The sequence below is a fragment of the Chryseobacterium sp. genome (genome assembly GCF_041914225.1).
Classification (GTDB): domain Bacteria; phylum Bacteroidota; class Bacteroidia; order Flavobacteriales; family Weeksellaceae; genus Chryseobacterium.
Map to the genome: position 1 here is coordinate 53111 of NZ_JAYSDT010000003.1, position 24004 is coordinate 77114.

The 24004-nt window shown below is 38.8% G+C and carries 18 protein-coding genes and 1 pseudogene; 7 read left to right on the forward strand and 12 right to left on the reverse strand.

The features are described 5' to 3' along the window. Window positions 1-12 precede the first annotated feature (12 nt). A complete protein-coding gene (locus ACE3RB_RS02185; RefSeq protein WP_374462684.1) occupies window positions 13-2184 on the forward strand; it encodes a S9 family peptidase in 2172 nt (723 codons plus the stop codon). Window positions 2185-2463: 279 nt separating this feature from the next. Further along, on the forward strand, window positions 2464-3069 hold the full coding sequence (locus tag ACE3RB_RS02190) for a DNA-3-methyladenine glycosylase (protein WP_374462685.1): 606 nt from the start codon (window positions 2464-2466) through the stop codon (window positions 3067-3069). Window positions 3070-3071: 2 nt separating this feature from the next. Here ACE3RB_RS02190 and mug read toward each other — a convergent pair whose 3' ends face one another. The 3 genes from mug to ACE3RB_RS02205 form a co-directional block, all read right to left on the reverse strand. Beyond that, on the reverse strand, window positions 3072-3575 hold the full coding sequence (gene mug / locus ACE3RB_RS02195; protein ID WP_374462686.1) for a G/U mismatch-specific DNA glycosylase: 504 nt from the start codon (window positions 3573-3575) through the stop codon (window positions 3072-3074). Window positions 3576-3642: 67 nt separating this feature from the next. Next, a complete protein-coding gene (locus tag ACE3RB_RS02200) occupies window positions 3643-4146 on the reverse strand; it encodes a TlpA family protein disulfide reductase (RefSeq protein ID WP_374462687.1) in 504 nt (167 codons plus the stop codon). A gap of 1 nt (window position 4147) precedes the next feature. Then, window positions 4148-4576: a rhodanese-like domain-containing protein gene (locus ACE3RB_RS02205; RefSeq protein ID WP_374462688.1), complete on the reverse strand. Its 429-nt coding sequence runs from the start codon at window positions 4574-4576 to the stop codon at window positions 4148-4150. A 144-nt stretch (window positions 4577-4720) separates the two neighbouring features. Here ACE3RB_RS02205 and ACE3RB_RS02210 point away from each other — a divergent pair, with 144 nt between their 5' ends. Together ACE3RB_RS02210 and ACE3RB_RS02215 are read left to right on the forward strand one after the other, a co-directional pair. Then, window positions 4721-6382, forward strand: coding sequence for an FAD-binding dehydrogenase (locus ACE3RB_RS02210; RefSeq protein ID WP_374462689.1), 1662 nt, complete (start codon window positions 4721-4723; stop codon window positions 6380-6382). A gap of 14 nt (window positions 6383-6396) precedes the next feature. Next, window positions 6397-7200 carry an SDR family oxidoreductase gene (locus tag ACE3RB_RS02215; protein ID WP_374462690.1) on the forward strand — a complete coding sequence of 268 codons (804 nt, stop codon included), beginning with the start codon at window positions 6397-6399 and terminating at the stop codon, window positions 7198-7200. 47 nt (window positions 7201-7247) lie between these two features. Here the strand turns inward: ACE3RB_RS02215 and ACE3RB_RS02220 are convergent, their stop codons facing one another. From ACE3RB_RS02220 to ACE3RB_RS02245, 6 genes are all read right to left on the reverse strand, one after another. Further along, on the reverse strand, window positions 7248-8018 hold the full coding sequence (locus tag ACE3RB_RS02220) for a phosphatase PAP2 family protein (RefSeq protein WP_374462691.1): 771 nt from the start codon (window positions 8016-8018) through the stop codon (window positions 7248-7250). A 68-nt stretch (window positions 8019-8086) separates the two neighbouring features. Next, a complete protein-coding gene (locus ACE3RB_RS02225) occupies window positions 8087-10507 on the reverse strand; it encodes a TonB-dependent receptor domain-containing protein (protein ID WP_374462692.1) in 2421 nt (806 codons plus the stop codon). 43 nt (window positions 10508-10550) lie between these two features. Next, window positions 10551-11309, reverse strand: coding sequence for a hypothetical protein (locus ACE3RB_RS02230; protein ID WP_374462694.1), 759 nt, complete (start codon window positions 11307-11309; stop codon window positions 10551-10553). Between the two features lie 162 nt (window positions 11310-11471). Continuing rightward, on the reverse strand, window positions 11472-12758 hold the full coding sequence (locus tag ACE3RB_RS02235) for a sensor histidine kinase (RefSeq protein ID WP_374462695.1): 1287 nt from the start codon (window positions 12756-12758) through the stop codon (window positions 11472-11474). A gap of 68 nt (window positions 12759-12826) precedes the next feature. Beyond that, window positions 12827-13501: a response regulator transcription factor gene (locus tag ACE3RB_RS02240; RefSeq protein ID WP_374462696.1), complete on the reverse strand. Its 675-nt coding sequence runs from the start codon at window positions 13499-13501 to the stop codon at window positions 12827-12829. A gap of 210 nt (window positions 13502-13711) precedes the next feature. Further along, window positions 13712-14707: an aldo/keto reductase gene (locus ACE3RB_RS02245; RefSeq protein WP_374462697.1), complete on the reverse strand. Its 996-nt coding sequence runs from the start codon at window positions 14705-14707 to the stop codon at window positions 13712-13714. Between the two features lie 238 nt (window positions 14708-14945). Here ACE3RB_RS02245 and ACE3RB_RS02250 point away from each other — a divergent pair, with 238 nt between their 5' ends. From ACE3RB_RS02250 to ACE3RB_RS02260, 3 genes are all read left to right on the forward strand, one after another. Beyond that, on the forward strand, window positions 14946-16205 hold the full coding sequence (locus tag ACE3RB_RS02250; RefSeq protein ID WP_374462810.1) for an NAD(P)/FAD-dependent oxidoreductase: 1260 nt from the start codon (window positions 14946-14948) through the stop codon (window positions 16203-16205). 35 nt (window positions 16206-16240) lie between these two features. Next, window positions 16241-17233: an SDR family oxidoreductase gene (locus ACE3RB_RS02255; RefSeq protein ID WP_374462698.1), complete on the forward strand. Its 993-nt coding sequence runs from the start codon at window positions 16241-16243 to the stop codon at window positions 17231-17233. A gap of 125 nt (window positions 17234-17358) precedes the next feature. Then, complete coding sequence (locus ACE3RB_RS02260) at window positions 17359-19206, forward strand: chloride channel protein (RefSeq protein WP_374462699.1); 1848 nt, start codon at window positions 17359-17361, stop codon at window positions 19204-19206. Window positions 19207-19372: 166 nt separating this feature from the next. On the opposite strand, the gene ACE3RB_RS02265 is transcribed toward ACE3RB_RS02260, so the two are convergent. The 3 genes and pseudogenes from ACE3RB_RS02265 to ACE3RB_RS02275 all read right to left on the reverse strand — a co-directional run bounded on the left by ACE3RB_RS02265 (window position 19373) and on the right by ACE3RB_RS02275 (window position 23999). Beyond that, window positions 19373-20317, reverse strand: a complete 945-nt coding sequence (locus ACE3RB_RS02265; RefSeq protein WP_374462700.1) for an aldo/keto reductase — start codon at window positions 20315-20317, stop codon at window positions 19373-19375. A gap of 325 nt (window positions 20318-20642) precedes the next feature. After that, window positions 20643-22449, reverse strand: a pseudogene (locus ACE3RB_RS02270) (hypothetical protein). 398 nt (window positions 22450-22847) lie between these two features. After that, window positions 22848-23999, reverse strand: a complete 1152-nt coding sequence (locus ACE3RB_RS02275; RefSeq protein WP_374462701.1) for an efflux RND transporter periplasmic adaptor subunit — start codon at window positions 23997-23999, stop codon at window positions 22848-22850. Between the last annotated feature and the right edge of the window lie 5 nt (window positions 24000-24004).

A 24004-nucleotide genomic window follows, 5' to 3' on the forward strand; every position in this document is an offset into this window, starting at 1 on the left:
CAAATATTATTTATGAAGGAAATAAAGAAACTAACAGCCATTGCACTCTATTTTCTGTGCTTATCGCCACTAGCAGCACAGAAGACACAATGGACTCCTGATGGCAATGCTTATTACTCATTTACTGAAAAAGGGGTTGAAGTTGTTGATGTACTGCATCCCGGAAAAGACCAGACACTTTTAAGCAACAGTGAACTGATTCCTGCAGGAAGTTCTGAAGCATTGAAGGTACAGAGCTTTCAGGTTTCTCCGGACGGGAAAAGTTTATTGCTTTTTGCCAATACAAAGAAAGTATGGAGAGATAATACCCGCGGAGACTACTGGATTTTTGACAAAAATACCAAAAAGCTTACTCAGCTTGGAAAAGGTTTGCCGGCTTCTTCATTAATGTTTGCAAAATATTCACCGGACGGTAAAAAAGTAGCCTATGTATCTAAGCATAATATTTATATCGAAGATCTTTCAAACAATCAGCAGACAAAGATCACTTCGGATGGCACGGATGGAATGATCAACGGTACTTTTGACTGGGTGTATGAAGAGGAATTTGGAACTCAGGATGGCTTCAGATGGTCTCCTGACGGTAACAAAATTGCTTACTGGAAACTGGACGCAAGAGGGACAAAAAACTTCCTGATGATTAATAATACCGATAGTCTGTACTCATTTACCATTCCTGTAGAATACCCGAAAGTTGGTGAAAACCCTTCCGGATGCAGTATCTGGTTTTATGATCTTGCTTCAGGATCTACAAAGAAAGCAGATATTGCAGGGGACGAAATACAGCATTATATTCCCAGAATGGAATGGGTACTGGATTCGAAATCTGTTATTCTGCAGCAACTGAACAGAAAACAGAATCAAAGTAAAATTATTGTGGCGGATGCAAGTTCAGGAAACAGTAAGACGATCTACACGGAAACAGATGCTGCATGGATTGATATAAAATCCCGCTGGAATGATAATGATCCGAGCGGATGGGACTGGATTGATAATGGAAAAGAATTCTTATGGCTTTCTGAAAAGGACGGATGGAGACATATTTATAAAATAGATATGAACGGTAAAGAAACATTGATTACAAAAGAAGCATTCGATGTTATAAAACCCGAATTTTTTGATGTTCAGAATAAGCAGATCTATTTTTTGGCTTCACCTAACAATGCCACACAGAAATACCTGTATAAAGTAAGTATGAAAGGAGGAAAAGCGCAAAAAGTAACTCCTGAAATCTATACAGGTTCTAATGACTACAAGATTTCCCCTAACGGAAAGATCGCAATGTTTACCAATGATAACATCAATGCCCTTTCAATAGGTTCCATAGTATCTCTTCCGGAACATAAAGAATTGGTAGCTGCCAAAAGATCAGCAAAAGCAGATCCTGCAATGTCTAAAGCGGAATTTTTCCAGGTTACCACACAGGACGGGATTACATTAGACGGATGGGTAGTAAAGCCTAAAAACTTTGATCCGAATAAAAAATACCCTATTGTTTTTACCGTATATGGAGAACCTGCAATGCAGACGGTAACAGACAGTTTCTACACAGGCTGGAATGGATTATATACAGGGAATATGGCTGAAGACGGCTATTTATATGTTTCCCTTGAAAACCGCGGAACACCCTCACCAAGAGGGCGTGAATGGAGAAAATCGATTTACCGTAAAATAGGACAGCTGAATATCCGTGATCAGGCAATGGGAGCTAAAGCTTTATTCGCAAAATGGCCGTATATTGATACATCAAGAGTTGCCGTATGGGGCTGGAGCGGCGGTGGCTCTTCTACCCTGAACCTTTTAGGACAATATCCTGATATATACCAGACGGGAATTGCGATTGCACCGGTTGCCAACCAGTTATTCTATGATAATATCTATCAGGAACGCTATATGGGGCTTCCTCAGGAGAACAGAGAAGACTTTGTTAATGGTTCCCCGCTCGCTTATGCTAAAAATGTAAAAGGAAACCTTTTACTGGTTCACGGCACAGGCGATGATAATGTACATTACCAGAATACAGAAGTGTATATCAATGAGCTGGTAAAGTACAACAAACAGTTTCAGCTGATGTCTTATCCTAACCGCACACATTCCATTAATGAAGGGGAAGGAACATCACTGCATCTTGCTACCCTGTTTACAAAATTTCTGAAAGAACACTGCCCTCCGGGAGCAAAATAACTAAACTATAAAGAGTCTCACAGTGATGTGGGACCTTTTTATTTTAAATACACCTCTTTTCAACAAAATTCCCTGGATTTCTCCAGGGAATAAAAGTGTCAAAACCTATATTTTTTTATAGTGGTGTGAATGATGTTAAATGGAAAGAAACAATGGATATGCCAAATTAATCACTATTTTATGAAATGTGACTTTTTGTGGTATCTTTTGTTGGCTCCGGAGGTTTTCATTTTTACAGGATTATCACTAAATTTGAGTGAATAATTTCTAAAATCATTCATGAAACTACCACTCTCCTATTATTCCAATCAGGATGTTCTTTTTTTGGCCCGGGACCTTTTAGGAAAAGTACTTTTTACTGAAATCGACGGTGAAACTACAGCGGGAATCATTGTGGAAACCGAAGCTTATTTCGGAGTTAAAGATAAAGCTTCCCACGCCTATGGCGGAAGGCGTACAGACCGTACTGAAACGTTATACAATCCTGGCGGAGTTTCCTATGTTTATTTATGTTACGGTATTCATCACCTTTTCAATGTGGTGACCTCTGTTGAAGATGAGCCTCATGCCGTTCTCGTAAGAGCTGTTGAGCCTTTGATCGGTAAAGAAATTATGGAACTCAGGAGAAATATGCCGGCTTCCAAGCCTTTTATTTCTGCGGGACCGGGATCTGCAGCCAAAGCGTTAGGAATTGACCGTTCATTTAACAGGAAGAAATTAACGGAAAATGAAATCTGGATCGAAGATCACGGCATCGTATATCAACCGGATGAAATAATTTCAGGACCGCGTATAGGTGTTGCTTATGCAGAGGAAGACGCCCTTTTACCGTGGCGTTTCTTTGTAAAAGGAAATAAGTATGTGAGCAAACCGAATAAGGCATAATATCAGGATTCATAAACAGAATGATAAAATTCTTTATAATAAGTAACCAGACTGTCAAGAGTAAACCCGCGGTTCAGACCACTGGTGTTGGGTAAAACCCATACTTTTGCTCCACAGAAGTCTTCAGGCTGCTCTCCCCAAAGAATTTCTTTCTTTTTAGAAAAGGCCTTGTAGGCTGCTTTACCAAGAAAAGCTACATATTTAGGCTGATATTTTGTTATTTTAGATATAAAACTTTCAAGGGCTTCGTCAAATTCTTCTTTTGAAAGCTCATCTGCGCGATTGGTTGCTCTTGCTACAGCAGTTGTCAATCCATATCCGAAATCCAGAAGAGAGATATCATTTACCACTTCTATCTCATAAGGTGTAAAACCTGACTGATGAAGAACTTTCCAGAAACGGTTACTCCTTCCGGAAAAATGAAAGCCGTCATTGGATGATTTTAATCCCGGATTGATTCCACAAAAAATAACATCGAGATGATTGGCAATAATATCTGTAAGCATAATTAAAAGTACAATGGTATAAAAATAAAGAGCAGTATGATTTCTGCTCTTTATGGTTTATAAAAGTTTAGTTCTGTAATAAATTTTTCTTTAAAAATTCTTCCAGGTCTTTGCCATGAAGATTCTTAGCTAAAATGGTTCCCTCACCGTCAATGATGATGTTAAAAGGAAGCTCATCTACTTCATAAAGCTTTGCGACAGGGCTTTTCCAGAATTTTAAATCACTGATCTGTATCCATTTGATACCGAACCTGTCAATTGCTTTCTGCCAGCTTTCTTTATTCCTGTCCAAAGAAATCCCGAGAATTTCAAACTGATTGTTCTTTACCTTATCGGAGTATGTATCATACAATGTTTTCAGCTCAGGCTGTTCTTCAACGCATGGAGCACACCATGTTGCCCAGAAATCGATCAGGACAATTTTCCCTTTTAGTGATGAAAGAGAAAATGCTGTTCCATCTGCTTTGGTCATTGTAATTTCAGGTGCTTTTTTTCCTATTTCTATTGCTTTTTGGGCATCAGCAGAACCTGAAAGAAACAGTAAAAATAATATTGTAAAACAGGTCTTCATATTAGTCATTTGTTAGATAGTTTTTATCCAGCCAATCTGTTTTGATATTTTTGGGAAGGTTTAAAAGCTTCGCATTTTTGAAGCCCTGTTCCATCAGTAATGCAAAAGCAGGACGGATATTAGGACATTTTACAAAAGGACAGCATCCGCAATAGATTACGATTTCTCTGCTTTTCGGGACATCTTTAAGATAATTTCTCAGTTTTTCCAGATTTTCAGGCTCATGAGTGGGACCAATATCTACAGAACCTTTAATAATCGCTTCAGGACCTACTGAAATAATTACGAGATCTTTTGTCTTATGCTTTTCAATTCTGGAAGCCAGTAACGCCGGATCCATCAGCTGGCTGTCTTTCCACGGATCCTGTTTTTGCTGTGCCTGGCTGAAAACCGAACAGACAAGGCAAAACATAATGAACAAATACTTCATACTTCTATTTTTCACAAATATAAGATGAAAAGTTCAGAGTTCAGTCCGGCGTTATACGCTGCATGCTTTAATTTTTCTTATTTTCAATCTGATTCCGAATAATTTTATACATTTATGCTTAGTATCATTCAAACATTTTAACCCATGGAAGAAACATTCCGGCCTGATGCCATTATCATTGGTGCAGGACTGGCAGGACTTACTGCTGCGATGGAAATTACCAATGCCGGAAAAAAAGTACAGCTCCTGGACCAGGAAACGGAGCAGAATATCGGAGGACAGGCTTTCTGGTCATTCGGAGGGCTTTTTCTGATCAATTCGCCCCAGCAAAGAAGAATGGGAATCAAAGACTCTTATGAGCTGGCTTTACAGGACTGGAAAGGAACCGCCGGTTTCGACCGTCCTGAAGATTATTGGCCGCGTCAATGGGCTGAAGCCTATCTGAAATTTGCTGCCGGTGAAAAGTATCAATACATTTCTAAGCTCGGGATCAGGCTGATGTTTATGGTAGGCTGGGCAGAGCGTGGCGATGGTTCGGCAACAGGCCATGGGAATTCTGTGCCCCGTTTTCATGTGAGCTGGGGAACCGGTACAGGAGCTGTAAAGCCTTTTGTGGAGAAGGCTTATAAAGCCAGGGACAAAGGTTTGCTGCAGATGAAATTCAGACATAGAGTGACGGAATTTATAACAGAAAACGGAAAGATAAAAGGACTGAAAGGAGATATTCTGGAAGATGATACTAAAGAAAGAGGCGCAGCTACTAATAGAAATGTAATTTCATCATTTGAATATGCTGCCCCGAACATCATTATTGCTTCAGGAGGAATTGGTGCCAATCATGAGCTGGTAAGGAAAAACTGGCCTGAACGGCTGGGAAAAGCCCCTGAAAATATGGTTTGCGGTGTTCCTGCTTATGTAGATGGTAAAATGATCGGTATTGCAGAAAATACAGGGGCTCATATCATTAATCCTGACAGGATGTGGCATTATACAGAAGGTTTGCAGAACTGGGATCCCATCTGGCCGAATCATGGAATCAGAATATTACCGGGGCCTTCATCTTTATGGTTTGATGCAAAAGGTAAACGTCTCCCTGCTCCTTTTCTTCCGGGATTTGATACGTTGGGAACCTTAAAATACATACAGGAAACCGGATTTTCCTATTCTTGGTTTATTCTGACCCAGAAAATTATCAAAAAAGAATTTGCGCTTTCGGGTTCAGAACAGAATCCTGATATTACCAATAAAGATTATCCTCTTTTTCTGAAAAGAATCTTTGGTAAAAAAGCACCAGGCCCTGTGGAAGCATTTAAAGAACATGGGAAAGATTTTATTGTATCGGACAATCTGGAAGATCTTGTTAAAAGGATGAATGAACTGGCCGGAAATAACCTCCTGAAATATGATAAAATAAAATCCCAGATCGAAGCCAGGGACAGGGAGCTGGATAATAAATTCTCAAAAGATACCCAGGTTAATTATATCAGGAATACCCGGAATTATTTAGGAGATAAGTTGGGTCGTGTAGCGGCTCCCCATAAAATTTTAGATCCTGAGAACGGACCTTTAATTGCTGTACGCCTCAATATTTTAACCCGTAAAACTTTAGGCGGAATCAAAACGAATCTGAACGGACAGGTCTTAAGAGATGATGACAGTATTATTGAAGGATTATATGCTGCAGGAGAAGCAGCAGGCTTTGGTGGCGGTGGAATGCATGGCTACCGGGCGCTGGAAGGCACTTTTTTAGGAGGATGTATTTTCTCCGGAATGAAAGCCGGGAAGTATATTGCCGGACTTAAATAAAATAATGAGCAGATATGAGCAGTTATTTCGATCATAAGGTCATCTGGATCACCGGCGCATCATCAGGTATTGGAGAAGCTTTGGTAAAAAACCTGGCGAAAAACAGCAGTGCCAGAATCATTCTGTCTTCCAGAAAAGAAGATCAGCTGCATTCCGTGGCTGAAAAAGCAGGATTGAGTATTGACCGGTATGCGGTGATTCCTTTAGACCTCAAAAATTATAAGGATATGCCTGATATTGCAAAAAAGGCTACAGAACAATTTGGAAAGATTGATATTCTTATTAATAACGCAGGACTGTCACAGCGTTCTCTGGCGATGGAAACGGATATTGAGGTAGATAAGCAGCTCATTGATATTGATTATATCGGAACAGTAGCCCTTACGAAAGCAGTTGTTCCTTATATGATCAGGAATAAAGGAGGACAGATTGCTGTAGTCTCCAGCCTGATGGGAATATTCGGAGCTCCGATGCGGAGCGGATATGCCGGGGCAAAGCATGCGTTACATGGCTTTTTTGATGCTTTACGGGCAGAATTATTCAATCAGAATATCATGATTACTATTATCTGTCCGGGTTTTATACAGACTGACATTTCTATTAATGCTGTCACCGGAGACGGCTCATTACAAGGGACCATGGATGATGCTACGAAAAACGGAATGCCGGTGGATATTTTTGCAGAAAAAATGCTGAATGCCATTCAGAAACAGAAAAAACAAAAAGCAATAGGAGGAAAAGAAGTGATGGCTGTCTATCTTAAGAGGTTTTTTCCAAGTTTATTGGCCAAAATAATCCGTAAAGCAAAGGTGGTATAAAAAAGCTCTGTTCAATAAAGAGCAAAGCTTTTTTAAGAATGTTTATATCAAAAGGTTTTCACCAGTCCTATTCCCACTGTGTTATTTTGATAAAAAGGCATGATCATAGTAGATGATAAGGTTTTTTTATTTTTATTCCCCCTCAGTAAATTGTCAATTTTTGGAAACAGCCAGTAGGCCAGTTCTGTAGAAAGGATTCCAAATCCGGCTCCTGCTACAACATCCCCCAGCCAGTGTTTATCATTCAGCATCCTGTATACGGCCGTGAAAACCGCGAACGGATATCCTGAAAGGCTCAGCCAGAAATTAGTGTCTTTATACTCCCTGAACATAAACTGTGCTGAAGAAAATGCTGTAGCAGAATGTCCTGAAGGAAACGATAAGGTATTGGAGCCGTCAGGTCTTTCTTCTTTTACCAGATATTTTAAAGGCATGGTAAAAGCTGCTGCGATCAGTTGTGAAGAGGCATAAATAATGGTGCGGTCTCTCAGATTATGCTTTCCTTTTATATCCATGGCATTAAGTCCGTATACCATTACTGCCGGAGCATATTGGGTATAATTATCCAGTTTTATCCGTGCAGGCTGATGCTCGTTGATTTCAAATCGTGTTGATTGATTAAGGCTTTTCAGGTTTTTCATGCTTAAACCTGCTACTCCATAAGCAATGAATGCAGCAGGAATAATCAGGCTTTTATAATTCAGAGTGCTTTTTCGGGCATCTTTGGTGATAATACTGTCCTCTACAGGTTTTTGAACTGATATCGTATCATTGGTATTCTGGGCATTGATCCTGCCAATGGCTGAACTCAAAACCATTATATAAATCAGCGTTTTTTGAAAGTGCTTTTTCATCCTAAATCACATTATAGTTATCCAGTTCTGTATTAAAATTTATAGCTGTATCCTAAACGGATTACCTGGGTTTCGTAATAATCATTGCTTGTGTAGGCAAATCCGGTCCCCTGAACAGACTTCCTGATTACCATTGTGTTGAGCAGATCCGAAGCGTTCATAAACAGTTCGCCCTTCCCTTTCTGAATCGTTTTTTTCACTCCTGCATCCATTGTAAATCTTGACTTTGTTTTTCCCTGTGGAATTATGTCTGATGCCAGATACACCAGGGTAAACTGCATATCCAGTCCTTTTGGAAAATGGAAAACGTTATTCATCTTGACATTCCCTGAGATAGCAGTCTGTCGGTCGGCTGAAAAAGTATTAGGCTGAGGATACAGGTTTTGTACAGTAAATGCGTTGATCTGGTTACGGTATAGATTTCCATTAACATTGAAAGAATATACATCTGATACTTTCTGGTTCCATATTGTTTCCAAACCGGTATTATAACTCTTTCCTGCATTCTGGAATATCGCATAGATAAGTGTGTTGCCCGGGACAATACTTGAAATTCTGGTGATGGTTCCGTTGGCAAAACGATGATACAGTGCAGAATATAAATATCCGTTATCCCAATTGTGTTTGTAGCCCAATTCAACAGAATTCGTAAACTGAGGACGTAATGCCGGATTCCCTACCTTAATAATCTCTGCATCATCATATTTAGGGAAAATTCTGATATCCACTTCGTTGGGGCGGTCTACCCTTCTGTTGTAAAAAACAGAGAACTTGTTGTGATCATCAAGTTTGTAAGCAAGCCTGAAATTCGGGAATGGCTGGGTATAATTGTATCCATCGCTTTTATACGTAGGATGGTTAGGATTGACATTATATTGAATTTTTACATATTCTACCCGCAGTCCTAATTCCGCTTCCCATTTTTCATTTTCAAAGACATAATTTCCATATACGGCAGGAATCAATTCTTTATAATCGGCTTTTCCTCCTGCAGAAACATCCAGGACAGAATTGGCGCCCGGAAAAAAATTCATATTGGTAGGAATACTTCTGTTCCGAAGCTTAATTCCGGTTTCTATTCTTCCGTACTTTAAGGGCTTTACATAATCTACATTGAAATCATATACCTGTTCATCGGATAATAATTTGAAGGCATCAGTACCCGTAGAAGCAGGAAGGTAGTTATCGTAGAAATACTTTTCATCTTCTCTGTGAAATGTATAATTGAATCCAACATTCAAAACATGTCCGGCTTCTTTGAATTTATGCTGATAGGAAGCAGTACCCATCACTGTTGTTTTCAGCTCATCCTCCAGAAACTGCCACAGACGAAGCCGCTGAGACAGATCTCCGTTGAAAAACGGCTGGTCTCCCCTGTCTGTAATTTTTTCACTTCCATACATTCCAGAAATGGTTAATGTATTTTGCGGATCAATAGTCCAGTCGATTCCTGCTTTGGTGGTGAAGAAATTGGTATTTCTGTTTCTTTTCAGCTGGGAATTGATTATAGTTCCGTCATCATAAGTACGGGTTACAAATTCATTTTTATTAAGGGTCTCAGTATATAAATTATCGGCCTGTAAAAATAGATTGACCTTGTTTTTTCTGTAATTAACAGCCAGTGAAGGGTTAATTTTGGGAGTGAGCGTATATTGCGGTCTTATGCCGGGCAGATTTTCCTTTCTTACCCAAAGTGAGCCTAATCCTGTGGTAAACCCGGCTTTTCCGTTCCAGCCGTTCTGCTTATTCTTTTTCATGATAATATTGATGATTCCGGCATTCCCGTTGGCATCATATTTCGATGAGGGATTGTTGATGATCTCAATTTTATCAATGGCAGAAGCAGGAATATTATCCAGTCCTGTCTGGCTTCCAAAACCGGTGAGAGCAGTCTGTTTGCCATCAATCAGTACAGTAACCTTATCATTTCCTCTCAATTGTACTTTACCGTCCTGTACAGTAATCCCGGGCAGATTCTGCATGCTTTGCAGTACAGAACCACCATTTTGGCTGATGTTATCTGCAACGGAATAGGTCTTTTTATCAAGGCGGCTGTCTATTTCATTCTTTTTGGCGGCTGTAATGGTAACCGTTTCTATTTTGGTCTCATTTTCCTGGTCCTGAGTCAGTTCAACATCAGGAATCTCCAGAAATTCGGACAAACTGCCAATAAAAACGGGTTGTATATGTTTTTTATAACCGGTGAGTGAAGTTTCCAGAATATAATGATCCGGTTTCAGACCGGTAAGAGAAAATCTTCCGTCTTCATGAGTAATCGTTCCGGCTGCAAAGGCGCTGTCTTTTTCTTTTTTTAAAATAATATGGGCGTAAGGTAATGCTGTTTTGTTTTTGTCGGTAATTCTTCCTGATGCTGTCACAGACACTGTCTGTGCAGAAACAAGGGATGAAATGATCATACAGGACGGGAGAAAAAACAGGGCTGTTCTATTCATTTTACTATTTTTATTTTCTTTTAAATCTATTTGAAGTGTATAATTATTTGTTTTGAAGGGATGGTAATTCCCGGGTATGTTTTCTTTGGGAAATAATAATCATCAGAACCATCAGTGCAAGGGATATCAGGGATGCATTAAGTGTTCCCAGGTCCAGCCCTCCTTTAGCCAGAGGTTTGGTTAAAAGATCGCCAAAAGTTGCTCCAAAAGGTCTGGTAAAAACAAAAGCAATCCAGAACAGGAGAACATGATTGATTTTTGTGAAATAATGAAGCAGGACTACAGCTAAAATAATCAGGCCGGTAATCAGAGCTCCGGTCATATATCCCAGTCCCAGATTATCACTCAGGAAATCCCCAAAAGCTGTTCCCAGGCTATTGGAAAACAATATTGCTGTCCAGTAATACAATTCTTTATTTTTTTCAGAAATCGGATATACTTCAAGGTTTCCGTATTTTTTATACCATAAAAATAAAGAAAGCAAAAGTCCGGAGAGTAAAATGAGGCTCCCGGTAAGATATCCTGTTTTCAGTGTTCTGTCTATAAAATCAGAGATTTCCGTACCTAAAGTCGTTGTTCCTATGATCACCATCCAGTAAATTGCCGGAATATATTTTTTTACACTGAGCTGCACAGACAAAATAACGATGAAAAATACAAGGGTGATCAGAATTCCCGCAGTATATCCTAAATTCAAGGTCATGGAAATAAAATCTCCCAGTGTTTCTCCCAATGTAGTGGCTACAATTTTCATTAACCAGAAAAGGAGTGTAACCGCTGCAACTTTATTAAATATTCTCATTCTGATGTACTTTTATAATGGATAAAGAATACTGCAGAACTAAAAGCCTGGAATGTTTCTGAAATCATTCATAAATACAGTTAATACCTCAGTATATTTTATACAAAGGTGCAATCCGATTTAGAAGAAATTCTGAATTGTTGGGTACGGAAATCTTTTTAACTAAAATTTAACGGTAAAAATATGGAGGCCGTTTTCAAATCTGTAGCTGATCATCCATTGGTGCAGCCTGCATATTTCGTGTATGATAGACAGTCCCAGGCCGCTTCCGTTATTGTCCGCTGAAAATTTAGAAAATCTTTTGAACAGTGCTTCTGTATTCAGTTTTTCGGTTCCTGAATTGGAAACTTCAAAAAAAGATTGATTTAATTCTATAGAAACAGAACCTCCCGGAGAAGTATGACGGATGGCGTTGATGATGAGGTTATTGATCAATATTTCTGTCAGAATACTGTTCCCGTTTACTTTTACATCATTTGAAATATTTTCTGCGGCTGAAATGTTTTTTTGTTCAAAATGCTCTTCAAGAATCTCAATACTTTGATGAAGCAGCTGATCAAAGAAAATTGTCTCCGAATGGTCAAACTGGTTATTATCAATTTTAGCGAGAAGCAAAAGATTTTTATTGATACGGGAACTTCTTGTAAGCGCTTTGTTGATGTCTTCTGCAATTCTGTATTGCTTTTCAGTGAGATCCTGATCCTGAAGTAAAATATCCAGTTTGTTTTTAATAATGGCAAGCGGGGTCTGCAGCTCATGAGATGCATTTTCGGTGAACTCTTTCTGGGCCTTATAAGTAGAAACATTTCGTTCAATCAGTTTGTAAAGGGATTGATTAAGCTCTTCAAATTCTGAAGTATCGGAAACCGGAAATTCTATGTTATTCTGACTGTTAAGATTAAAAGTCTTCAACTGATCCAACGTATCTCTGAAAGGTTTCCAGATGGATGAGGACAGCTTTCTGTTCAGGTATAAAAGTCCGACAACAATAACCACAAAAAAGAATATCGTGATCATCGCAATCACAGCTATGGTTTCATGGGATTCTTCAATGTTCGTTTGTATGGTAAACAGATAGGGTTTGTTGTGCAGGTAAACTACTTTTTTAAGGCATCTGTAACGTTCCTTTTTTTGTTCTGAAATAAAAGGCAGCTGCTTTTCATAAGTATAAACTGTATCTTTTCTGATCTTACCGGGAGATATCTTTTCAATATTGGTTTCAGGCTGAATGTGATTCCATAATTCAAGACTTTTTTCCATGTCGCCATCGGAAAGCTTTAACCGGTTAAATTCATAAGCTGTTTTCTCTATAATAATCTGGTTATGCTCATCCAGCTCACTTTTCCAGATGGTATCTACCACAAAGTAATACACAGGGATGCTTATCATCAGAACAATAAGTACATAGATGAGAAAGGGCTTTGTGGTTTTTGTTAATAGAGGCTTCAAAATGATGGATTCAATGTTTAAAGTTCGGGATTTAAAGTTTAATCTGCTTCTGATATCACTAAAACTATTTAGTTTTCCCACTTATACCCTGTTCCGTATACCGTTTTAAGATAATGTCCGCATCCCGCATCATACAGCTTTTTCTTAAGGTTTTTTACATGGGCGTAGACAAAATCATGATTATCAAGCATATCTGCCAGATCTCCGGAAAGGTGTTCTGCAAGTGTACTTTTAGAGATCACTTTATTTTTATTTCCGATAAAATAAATCAAAAGGTCAAATTCTTTTTTCGTTAATGAAATCGTTTCATTATTTACTGCCACTGTTTTAGCCAACAGATCTATCTGAAGCTCATTTTGCTTCACTACGTTGGAACTGCTGAACTGTTTCCGGCGGATCACAGAATATACCCTTGCCATCAGCTCAGAAAGATGAAAAGGTTTGGTAAGATAATCATCGGCGCCCAGTTTCAGGCCTTCAATTTTATCATCCAAAGCATTTTTGGCAGAAATAATAATGACACCGTCCTGTTTCTGCTGTTTTTTTAATTCTTCCAGAATTTTCAGACCGTTCCCATCCGGAAGCATGATGTCCAGCAAAATACAGTCATAGTCAAAAGCCTCTGTTTTATTCATAGCTTCATCAAATGTAGCGGCATGTTCACAGAGATAGCTTTCTCCGGACAGATATTCGGAAATACTTTTGGCGAGCTCAGCTTCGTCTTCAACAATCAGGATTTTCATGCCATAAAGCTATCATTAAATTTTGAAGAAATTTTGAATATAATGCGTCTGTTAATTCAATTTCTGATTACCATGTCTTTTCTTAGAGATATGTATGATATGCAAATAAGGATTTTATCTCTGATAAAATCCTTATTTCTTCAATATTTTTTACATGCAAAAACTCTTTTCTTCATTGCGTTCCCTAACGCTATTTGATTTTCTATCCTGTTATTTTTCTTCCGGAACCTGGGCTTTTTCATAGATCAGCCTTTCACTTTTTAATTCTTTCCAGAATTCAGCAGGAATAGCCGTGTTGAGGGCATCCACATTATCTTTTACCTGTTCAGGCTTGCTGGCTCCCGGGATAATGGATGCAAACTCATCTGCTGCCAGTACAAAATGGAGTGCCGCATCAACAAGACTTATACTGTACTTTTCAGCAATGGAAGTCATTCGTTCCCGCTTTTCACTCATTCCTTTCGGTATAACGTCTTTATAATTGTAACGTTCCCTTCCTGCCACATATCCTGAATTGTATCCTGCTCCTGAAACCAGTTTTACACCAGATTTTCTGACAGCAGGAAGAAGACGGTCCACAGCGTCTTCATGCTCAAGGATAGAATATTGCGTTGCAGAAAGACAGATATCCGGATCAGCAGATTCAATACAGTCTAAGATAGGTTCTATTTTATTGACACCCATTCCCCAGGCTTTTATGACACCCTGATCCCTAAGCTCGGAAAGAATCTTAAAAGCACCCTTTCTGGCCTGTTCCAGAAAGTAGGGATAACGGTCTCCTACCTGGTCTTCAGACAGATCATGGATATAAACGATATCAATATGGTTCAGTCCGGTTCTTTCCAGGCTTTCCTCAATTGATCTCTGTACAGCATCAGCAGTATAATCATGGCGGAAATCATAATTCAATGGGTTTTTCCACATGGTAGGCGGAACTTGAGCTTCAGGCACTTCACGGAAAAGTCTTCCCACTTTGGTCGAAAAAACAAAATCATTTCTTTCCTGTTCTTTCAGGAAACTTCCAAATCTTCGTTCACTTTTCGTCAATCCGTACCATGGAGAAGTATCATAATATCTGATGCCTGTATTCCATGCTGCCTGCAGAATTTCATGAGCCTGTTCATCTGTGATATTTTCGAAAGCAGTTCCGATCGCTACTCCACCAATTCTCAGTCGGTGTTTTTCTGTTAAAATGTCTGTTTTCATATTGAAATATTTTATGGTGTTGGTTATAAAAAGGCTGCAAACATCGTGCAGATATGATGGAAACGTTAAAAGTAAAGAACGATTCCGAACTTTTGAAATCCTTAATGAGTAAAGATATAAGGCTTCTTTTGATATTTTAAATATTATGTTAAATGTTTCTTTTATCACTTCTTTGGTCCTGTTATTGAATGAAATACAGTACACCATTTCAATAAATTATTTCATATGAAAAAAGCATATTCTAATCGTAGGAGGAGGATTTGCGGGTATTAACCTTATCAAATCTCTCAAAAATGATAAACGGTTCAAAATAACGCTAGTCGATAAGAATAATTATCATTTTTTTCCACCCCTTATCTATCAGGTGGCCACTTCTTTTATAGAAGCTTCCAATATCAGCTACCCTTTCAGAAAGCTGTTTTCAAACAATAAAAATGTGAAATTTCATATGGGCAGCCTGCTTAGGGTAAACCCGGAAAATAAAACAATAGATACGGATACCGGTACTCTGGGGTATGATTATCTGGTATTGGCACTGGGAACAGAATCCAACTTTTTCGGAATGGAAAATGTAAGAAAATGTGCCCTGCCGATGAAAAATATCGAAGAAGCACTTTACCTGAGAAATCATATCCTGCTGACCCTTGAAGAAGCTGCCCGAAACAAAGACATCAGGGAAGCCGAAAAGCTTCAGAACATTGTTATTGCAGGCGGTGGCCCGACAGGGGTGGAATTGGCAGGAATGCTTGCAGAGATGGGAAGGTATATTGCTCAGAAAGAATATCCGGAAATTAAGTTAGGCCTTTCCAATCTTTATCTTATAGATGCACTGCCTACCCTCCTTTCCCCGATGAGCCAGCTGGCTCAGAAGACAGCTTATGAAAAACTGAAAGAATTAGGCGTAAAAATTTTATTGAATGTTTCTGTAAAGGATTATACAGATAACAAAGTCATTTTAAGCGACGGAAACATTATTGAGACAGAGACGCTGATCTGGACATCCGGAGTGATCGGAAAAGAAGTTCCGGGATTACCGGAAAACAGTCTCGGAAAAGGAAGGAGAATTTTGGTGGATGCCTATAATAAAGTGGGAGGAACCAATAATATTTATGCATTGGGGGACATTGCACTGATGCTTTCAGAAGAAAAATATCCGAAGGGACATCCTCAGCTGGCTCAGGTTGCCATCCAGCAGGGTAAAAATCTTGCCGCTAATTTCAAACGCATCGAAGATGGAAAAGTCCTGGAGCAGTTTCATTACAATGATAAAGGAAGTATGGCTATCATTTCAAAATATAATGCTGTAGTGGATCTTCCGAAGCATTCCTTTAATGGATTTATCGCCTGGCTCACCTGGCTTTTTATTCACATTATTCCTCTTGTAGGGTTCAAAAACAAAATTCAGCTGGCAGTGGACTGGTTCCGTTTATTTATCACCAACAATCCATCCATCAGGCTTATTCTTTTCCCGAAAAGAAATACAACAGGCAACGGATAACTACATAACAAATACCAACACTTAAATCTTATAGTATGAAAAATCAAAGAAGACCTCCTTTTTTCGGAGAAACAGTGGTTATTACAGGAGCTTCAAGCGGAGTTGGTAAAGCCACGGCAGAAGCTTTTGCAGAACAGGGTGCAGATCTTGTTCTGGCAGCAAGAGGTGAAGATGCACTTAAAGATACGGCAGAATTATGCAGAAAATTGGGTGCTACCGTGATTGCAGTACCTACAGATACTTCCGTAGCTGAAGATGTTCAGAATCTTGTCAGGGAAGCCCTTGAATTCAGTGGTAAGATTGATTATTGGGTAAATAATGCCGGAGTGCTGGCCTTTGGTAAATTTGAGGAAATTCCGGCAGACGTTACAGACCAGATTGTTAAAACAAATCTTCTCGGATATATGCATTCTGCTCATGCGGTACTTCCTGTTTTTAAGAAGCAGAAAAAAGGAGTACTGCTTAATAATATTTCTATTGGCGGATGGATGCCGGCACCGTATGGAACAGCCTATACAGCCTCAAAATACGGGGTCCGTGGTATGGTGGAAACATTACAGGGAGAGGTCTCAGATTTTCCGGATATCCATATCTGTGCGCTGTATCCCGGTTTTCAGAAATCTTCCGGAATAGAGCATGCTGCCAATTATTCAGGAATAAAACTGAGTACCCCTCCACCCTCTTTTGATCCCCGGGAACTGGCTGCTGCAATTGTAAAGGCCGCTAAAAATCCAAAAGAAGTCATCTATCCGGACTGGTCTGCCATTGTGTTCAAAAATTTATATGAAATAGTTCCCGGAGTCATCCGGTATGTATCTTCAGCAGGGATGCGTATGGTGATGAAGAACGCTAATAAAGACAGTAAAACCGGAGGAAATGTTTTAGAGCATTCCAAAGGGAAGATGGGAATAGATGGAAAAACATTGTTTTCTTTTCCTAAAAAGCCTTTGCTATGGGCAGGAGCCGGAATTATAGGGGCCATGGCTGCAGGCTTACTTTTATCAGGAAAATCTGGTAAGACAGAATAATCATAAACAGGGAGGAAATTGATATGACAGACGTTGAAAAAGCTGTTTTTAGCTGTTTTTTGTAAGATATTTCATAAATTTACGGAGCTGTATCTGTTTCATAACAGCATAAAAATGTTTCCAAGGTGAAAATTCACAACAAAAAAAAGTACCTGAGCTTCCTTAAATTTAAAAGAGATTTCCAGAAATACGGATTGGAAAAAGCACGCAGTTATGAGCTTATTCTGCATTGGCTGAACAACAGACTGAGCAGAAACCAGTTTCTTGTGCTTTCCGGGATTCTTGTAGGCTGTACGGCCGGTCTTGCAGGGGTGATCCTGAAAACTCTGGTACACAATATTCATTATTTTATTACCAATAAGGTACATTTTGAATATCAGATTTTATTCTATATCGTTTTCCCTTTTTTAGGGATTGTTCTGACTACCATGATTGTTCTGACACTTTTCAAAGGACAGGACCGTAAAGGAATAGGAGCTATTTTGTATGAGATTGCACAGAATTCCAGCATTGTGGCTTCCGTTAAAATGTATTCCCAGGTGATACAGAGTGCGGTAACTGTAGGATTAGGTGGATCTGCCGGACTGGAAAGTCCTATTGCCGTGACCGGAGCTGCTATTGGTTCAAACTATGCGCAAACCTACAGGCTAAGTTATAAAGAACGTACTTTGTTACTGGCCGCCGGTGCTACTGCCGGGATTGCTTCAGCATTCAATGCACCTATTGCGGGGATTATGTTTGCCTTTGAAATTCTTCTGACCGGAGTGGTTTTTACAGACTTTATTCCTTTGGTGGTAGCAGCAGTCTGCGGAAGTCTTTTGTCAAGAATTTTACTTCAGGAAGACGTGCTTTTCAGGTTTTATACCAGAGATGCCTTTAATTATAAAAATGTTCCCTATTATCTTATCTTAGGGATTGTTACAGGTTTATATGCCCGTTATTTTGTGGTTATTTCTCAAAAAGTGGAACATTTCATAAAAGGACTTCAGCTTTCAAGAATGCGCAAAGCGATGTTTGGAGGCGCTGTTCTTTCGCTTTTGTGTGTTCTTTTTCCTCCTTTGTTCGGGGAAGGGTATGAAACTGTGAAAGCCTTTACCAACGGGAATACCTACTCTATTATTGAAAACAGTTTTTTCAGATATTTTGAAATCGGGGACTGGACGATTATCATATTTTTAGTTCTGGTTCTGCTTTTAAAAGCTTTTGCTACTTCCTTTACCATATTCAGTGGTGGAAACGGAGGAAATTTTGCCCCGTCTCTTTTTGCAGGCGGAACTTTAGGGTATTTGTTTGCACTGGTGTGCCAGCATCTGGGATTTACAGATGTTCCTGTTACCAATCTTGTTCTGGTAGGAATGGCCGGAGCGATGAGCGGTGTACTGTATGCCCCGCTTACTGCAATATTTCTGATCGCTGAATCCAGTTTTGGGTATGATTTGTTTATCCCGCTGATGATTGTTTCCGTGATATCTTATCTTATTGCCAAATGGTTCTCCCCGATTTCCCCGGAACTGAAATCTTTGGCAGATCAGGGAAAAATCTTTACCAATAAACATGATAAAAACCTGCTCTTTGCTTTAAGAACGGAGGATTTTATTGATCAATACTCTCAGACCATCAATCAGAACGCTTCTGTTACGGAACTGTTTGAAATGGTTAAAAACGGAGATAAAAATATTTTCGCTGTTGTAGATGATAACAGAAAGCTCAAGGGAGTGCTTACTCTTGATGATATAAGACCTTATCTCTTTAACAAAGAAATAGAAACTTCCCAATCGGTTACCCAGATCATGAAAGCACCGCCGGCAGTTCTTCACCGCGAAAATAAACCACTGGATATTCTCCAGACTTTTGATGATACCGGTGTCTGGAATCTTCCGGTAGTGAGTGAAAATAATGATTTTATAGGATTTATTTCAAAATCATCCATATTGATGAGCTACAGACAGCTTCTGAAAGAATACTCTGATTAGGTATTGACCTACAATAGGACAACTGAAGAACTCAATTCCCCTCCTCCGGAGGGGTGGCGAAAATTCAAAGAATTTTTGACGGGGTGGTCAGCATCGTCGAATAAAAAGAAAATCCGTTCAGCAATTGAACGGATTTCTGTTTAATCTATAATGAAAGTCGAAAAAATTAGTTGCTTGCGTTATTGAGCAGATCAATATCTTCCTGATCCAAAACAAGTTTTGGCGCATTGAATACTGTTTCCAGCTGGGATGCACTCGTAGCACTTACAATAGGTGCCGTGATCAATGGATTCGATAACAGCCATGCCAGAGAAACGGTTCCCTGGGTGGTATTATGCTTGGCACTTACCTGGTCCAAAGCCTTTAAAACCTCAAGTCCTTTATCATTTAAATATTTTCTTACGCCTTCACCTCTCGCACTTTTTGCAAGATCTGCCTCATTACGGTATTTACCCGTTAAAAAGCCTGCTGCGAGAGACCAATATGGAAATACGCTTAAATCAAACTGTTCCGCCAAAGGTGCATAATTTTGCTCAAAACCTTCTCTTTCCATCAGGTTATAATGAGGCTGCAATGCAACATATTTAGGAAGATTATTCTTTTCTGCCGCGTCAAATGATGCTTTCAGACGTTCCGGCGATAGATTGGAAGCTGCAATATACCGTACTTTTCCTGCTTTAATAATCTCATCATAAGCGGACAGCGTTTCTTCTACCGGAGTGGTATCGTCATCAAAATGGGTATAATAGAGATCAATATGATCAGTCTGAAGTCTTAGCAGCGACTCATCTACAGATTTTAAGATATGCTTTCTGCTGATATCAAAGCCATGTTCTTTTGTTTGTGAACCTACTTTTGTTGCCAAAACAATATTGTTACGGTTGTTACGGCTTTTCATCCACTTTCCGATGATTTCTTCAGATTGTCCGCCTTTCCCGTTTACCCACCATGAATATGTATCTGCTGTATCTATAAAGTTGAATCCTGCTTCCGTAAAACGGTCCAGTATATCAAATGACTGTTTCTCATCCAGTGTCCATCCAAAAACATTTCCTCCGAAATTAATTGGTGCAATCGTTAAATCAGTGTTTTTGATCTTTCTTTTTTCCATAAAAATAATTTTACTAAATGACTTCTAAGGTAGGGAATATTAAGCCCTGAGAATATTTAAAATAGCCATTTCTGCTATAGTTATTATAAATGAGAATACTGATGGTTACTGAGTTTTTTTTTTGATTAAAAGTAAAAATGTTGGAAAACGCAAGAGCGCAAAAAATCTAAGCCGCAGAGATTTTATCTCCAATAAAAATTGTGTATCGCAGAAATCAGATATACACTTGCTGAAAATCTTTGATTTTTCTGTGCCTTAAATTGCCTGATAATTTCACTAATCTTTGCGCCTTTGCGTTTTTCCAACAAAAATATTCTCACTATAGTTATTTTTCAACCTGTGGAATCTCAATGGCTATAAGCTGAAGTTTGTATTCTTCCAGCTGAAGATTGATCACAGATAATTCATTTCTGAAATATGAAGAGTTTGTAAAAAGATCATGATAATAATCTATACCTTCGAGTAGATTTTTCCTGAAAGTATTCCATTTCCTGGTTTGTGAATGGGTGATCTGTAATGATGAATCTGTAATTTCCTTTCTCAGATAATCCACGTACATTTTCAATTCGTTGATGAACATATTTGGACGGTAGTTATCCGGAAGAATATTGGTATTCCCATAAATATGTTTTACCATGTCTGAAAGAGACACTTCCTTATCAAAAAAGGCAATATTGGGTCCGGGACATATCACAACACCTTGCTTTTCGCCTTTGATTTCAAGGTTTTGTTCCATATAAGCGGCATTCACAAGTCCCACACACAGACAGGCTTTATGTGATTGCAGCCTTTCTTTTTTCAAATTCCGCCTCTGTCAGCGTTTCTTTTTCACTATAAAGTTCTTTCAGTTTGATATCCTGATACTTTCTGGAAGCTGTGCAGGTTCCTTCCGGAGAAAATTCTTTACTCAAAGCGAGCAGCTTTTTAGGACATGAACTTCCATATTTGCCTTTTGATTCTTTTTCATATTTCAGTTTTTCATTAGAAGTTCCTTTTACGGTGTTGAAAGGTACTCCCAATGGCGAAATATTGCTCAGATAGAAATCCTGTTCTTTTGATTGTACAAGCAGATTACGGGTTTCGGAATCTACAGAAGTAGCTTCAGGTACCAGTAAAAAGGGTGATCCCCAACCTACGCTGTCAACATTATAATTGGTTAATAAGAACTCATGTTCCTCGGATGTTCCTACTCCACCCTGAACGGTAATTTTCATTTCTAAAGGCTCAGACACCACAGGTTTTCCTTTTTGCTCCAGAGCTGCTGCCATTAAGGAATGGGCGGATTGTATAAGATCGTTTTTTTTCTGCCTGAATTCTTCCATAATCGGTCCGAGAAGCATCCCTTCGGTAGCAAAGGCATGGCCTCCGCAATTCAGTCCGGATTCTATCCTGTATTCTGAAACCCACAATCCTTTTTTGGCCAGGAAATTTCCCTGGATCATGGCAGAACGGAAGTCACTCACTTTAAGAATGATTTTCTTTTTGATCTTTCCGTTTTTATCCGGGAAAAAATCTTCAAATTCTTCCATGTAGCTATATAGGCGAGGATTCATTCCAGCAGAAAGTACGACCGATGATGAAAGCTTGCTTTTGGCAAACCCGCGAAGAGAAGCGTGAGCGTCGTTATACATGACCGGAAGCTGTTCATTCTGATGATAATTATCTTTATCTACTTTCGTCATGATATTGACATCAATACTTCCGGGATTTAAATTGGATTCAATGAAACTTTTAATCTGGGAACTCCAGTTGTCTTTCTGATGGATAAGGCTTTGAAGGCTGTTTTTGAGGTCTGAAGTATTGGGAAGCATAGCCATAAAGTCTTTCAATGCCTCTTTATTTCTGCTGATTTCCTGTTTGAAAGATTCAAATTTTTCATTCACGATATCATCCACCATATCCAGATAGGCTGTAATTCTTCTGGCTCTGTAATCTTCTGTTTTTGCAGAGATACCGAAATAGTCAAGATTGAACTTTTTATTGTAAAAGTTCTTCATCTTCTCAAGGATTTCATCATCAATGATGGAGATCACAGAAGATATTCCATACTGCGCAACACGAATCGGGCTGTCTATTGTATAAGCCAGTCCCATTACCGGAATATGGAAATTGTGCAAAGGTTTTTTTGTCATAAAGTTTTGATAAAAGTTCTTTTATTTTATCTAAAAATCCTTTACAACTATTCACTACTATAAAAATATTATTTTAAAATGAATTATGCATTAAATAATACTTTGTATGTGAAAAAACATGTCAAATATCATTTTTTTTCAATTTGGTCAAATAAAAAGATCAGTTATCCAACTGATCTTTTCTTCTTGTATGTTTTATTTTAACCGTAAAAGTCACAAAAGTTTTTTACACTTAAATTTTTCATAAGAAGCTTACTTAAACATATAAGTACACCTAAGTTTTTGAAAATCTTTGATTTTCGCTTATGGAAATTTTCAGCTTCATTATTTCAGCTTGGTTAAGTGTACTAAAGTGTTTCAAAATAAAAGCTTTTGTGACTTTTGTGGTTTCACTTTAATTATTCCGCTTTGTTTTTAAGCATCATCAGAAGGCTGTAAGCTCCTTTCTGTACAATTTTCTTATCCTTTAAGACATCAGCTTTTAAGATTTCCGTAAACTGATCATCTGAAATTCCGACTGCTACAGGAATCATTTTATAACTGGATTTTCCAAGATCTTCAAAAACATAATTTTTGTTTTCAAAAGAAACTACTGCTTCGTTGGGAAGTCCCTGGGTATAGCGGCTGCTGATATTGACTTCGGCATTCACGTACATGCCTTTTACAAATTCAGTATTTACAGATGATAATCTGGCTACCGCAGTTGCCGAACCTCCGTTTTCGATGCTTGGAACTACACTGATAATCTTTGCATTTGACTTAACGCCCGGATTCTGATTGTTGTAGACCAGAATTTCCTGCCCGACTTTTACATCATTTACATCATTTTCAAAAACCTTTAATTCTAACAATAATCCGGCCGGATTAATCAGCTCAAATAAAGTATCTGACGGGTTGATATATTGTCCGTTATTCACAAGAATTTTGCTCACAAAACCCGTAAACGGAGCATAGATATTAATCTTGCTTCTGATATTTCCTGTACTCAGCCCCTTGGCATTAATTCCAATGATTCTGAGCTTTTCCTCAAGACCTTTTAACGTAGCATTCAGAGTAGAATATTCTGCCTGAGCGGTCTGCATCGTTTTATCACTGCTGGCTTTGCTGGTATTGAGATCTTTCTGGCGGTTATAATTCAGTCTTGCCGCTTCGAGCTGAGCTTTTGTCACCAGATAATCCTGCTGGAGCTGTATAAACTGCGGATCCTCTACCACAGCAAGCACCCGTCCTTTGCTGAAATGACTTCCATTAATTACATTGATAGACTTGATATGCCCTCCCATAATACTGGAAACCAAACTGATGTGAGATGGTGCAATTTCTGCTTTCCCATTCAGTCTCACGAGCTTTTCCATATTTCTGTCCTGAACCGTGGTGGTTGTCAATCCTACAGACTGAATCTGTTTTTCAGTAAGATGGACTGTATTTTCATTGTTTTTAGCGAATTTTGTGTTTTCGTAAACCGTTTTTTCTTCCTCTTTCTTTCCTGAGCATGAAGATAAAGTGAGGGTTAGAGCAAGGCTGTATAGAGATATATTCTTGAAATGCATGACGT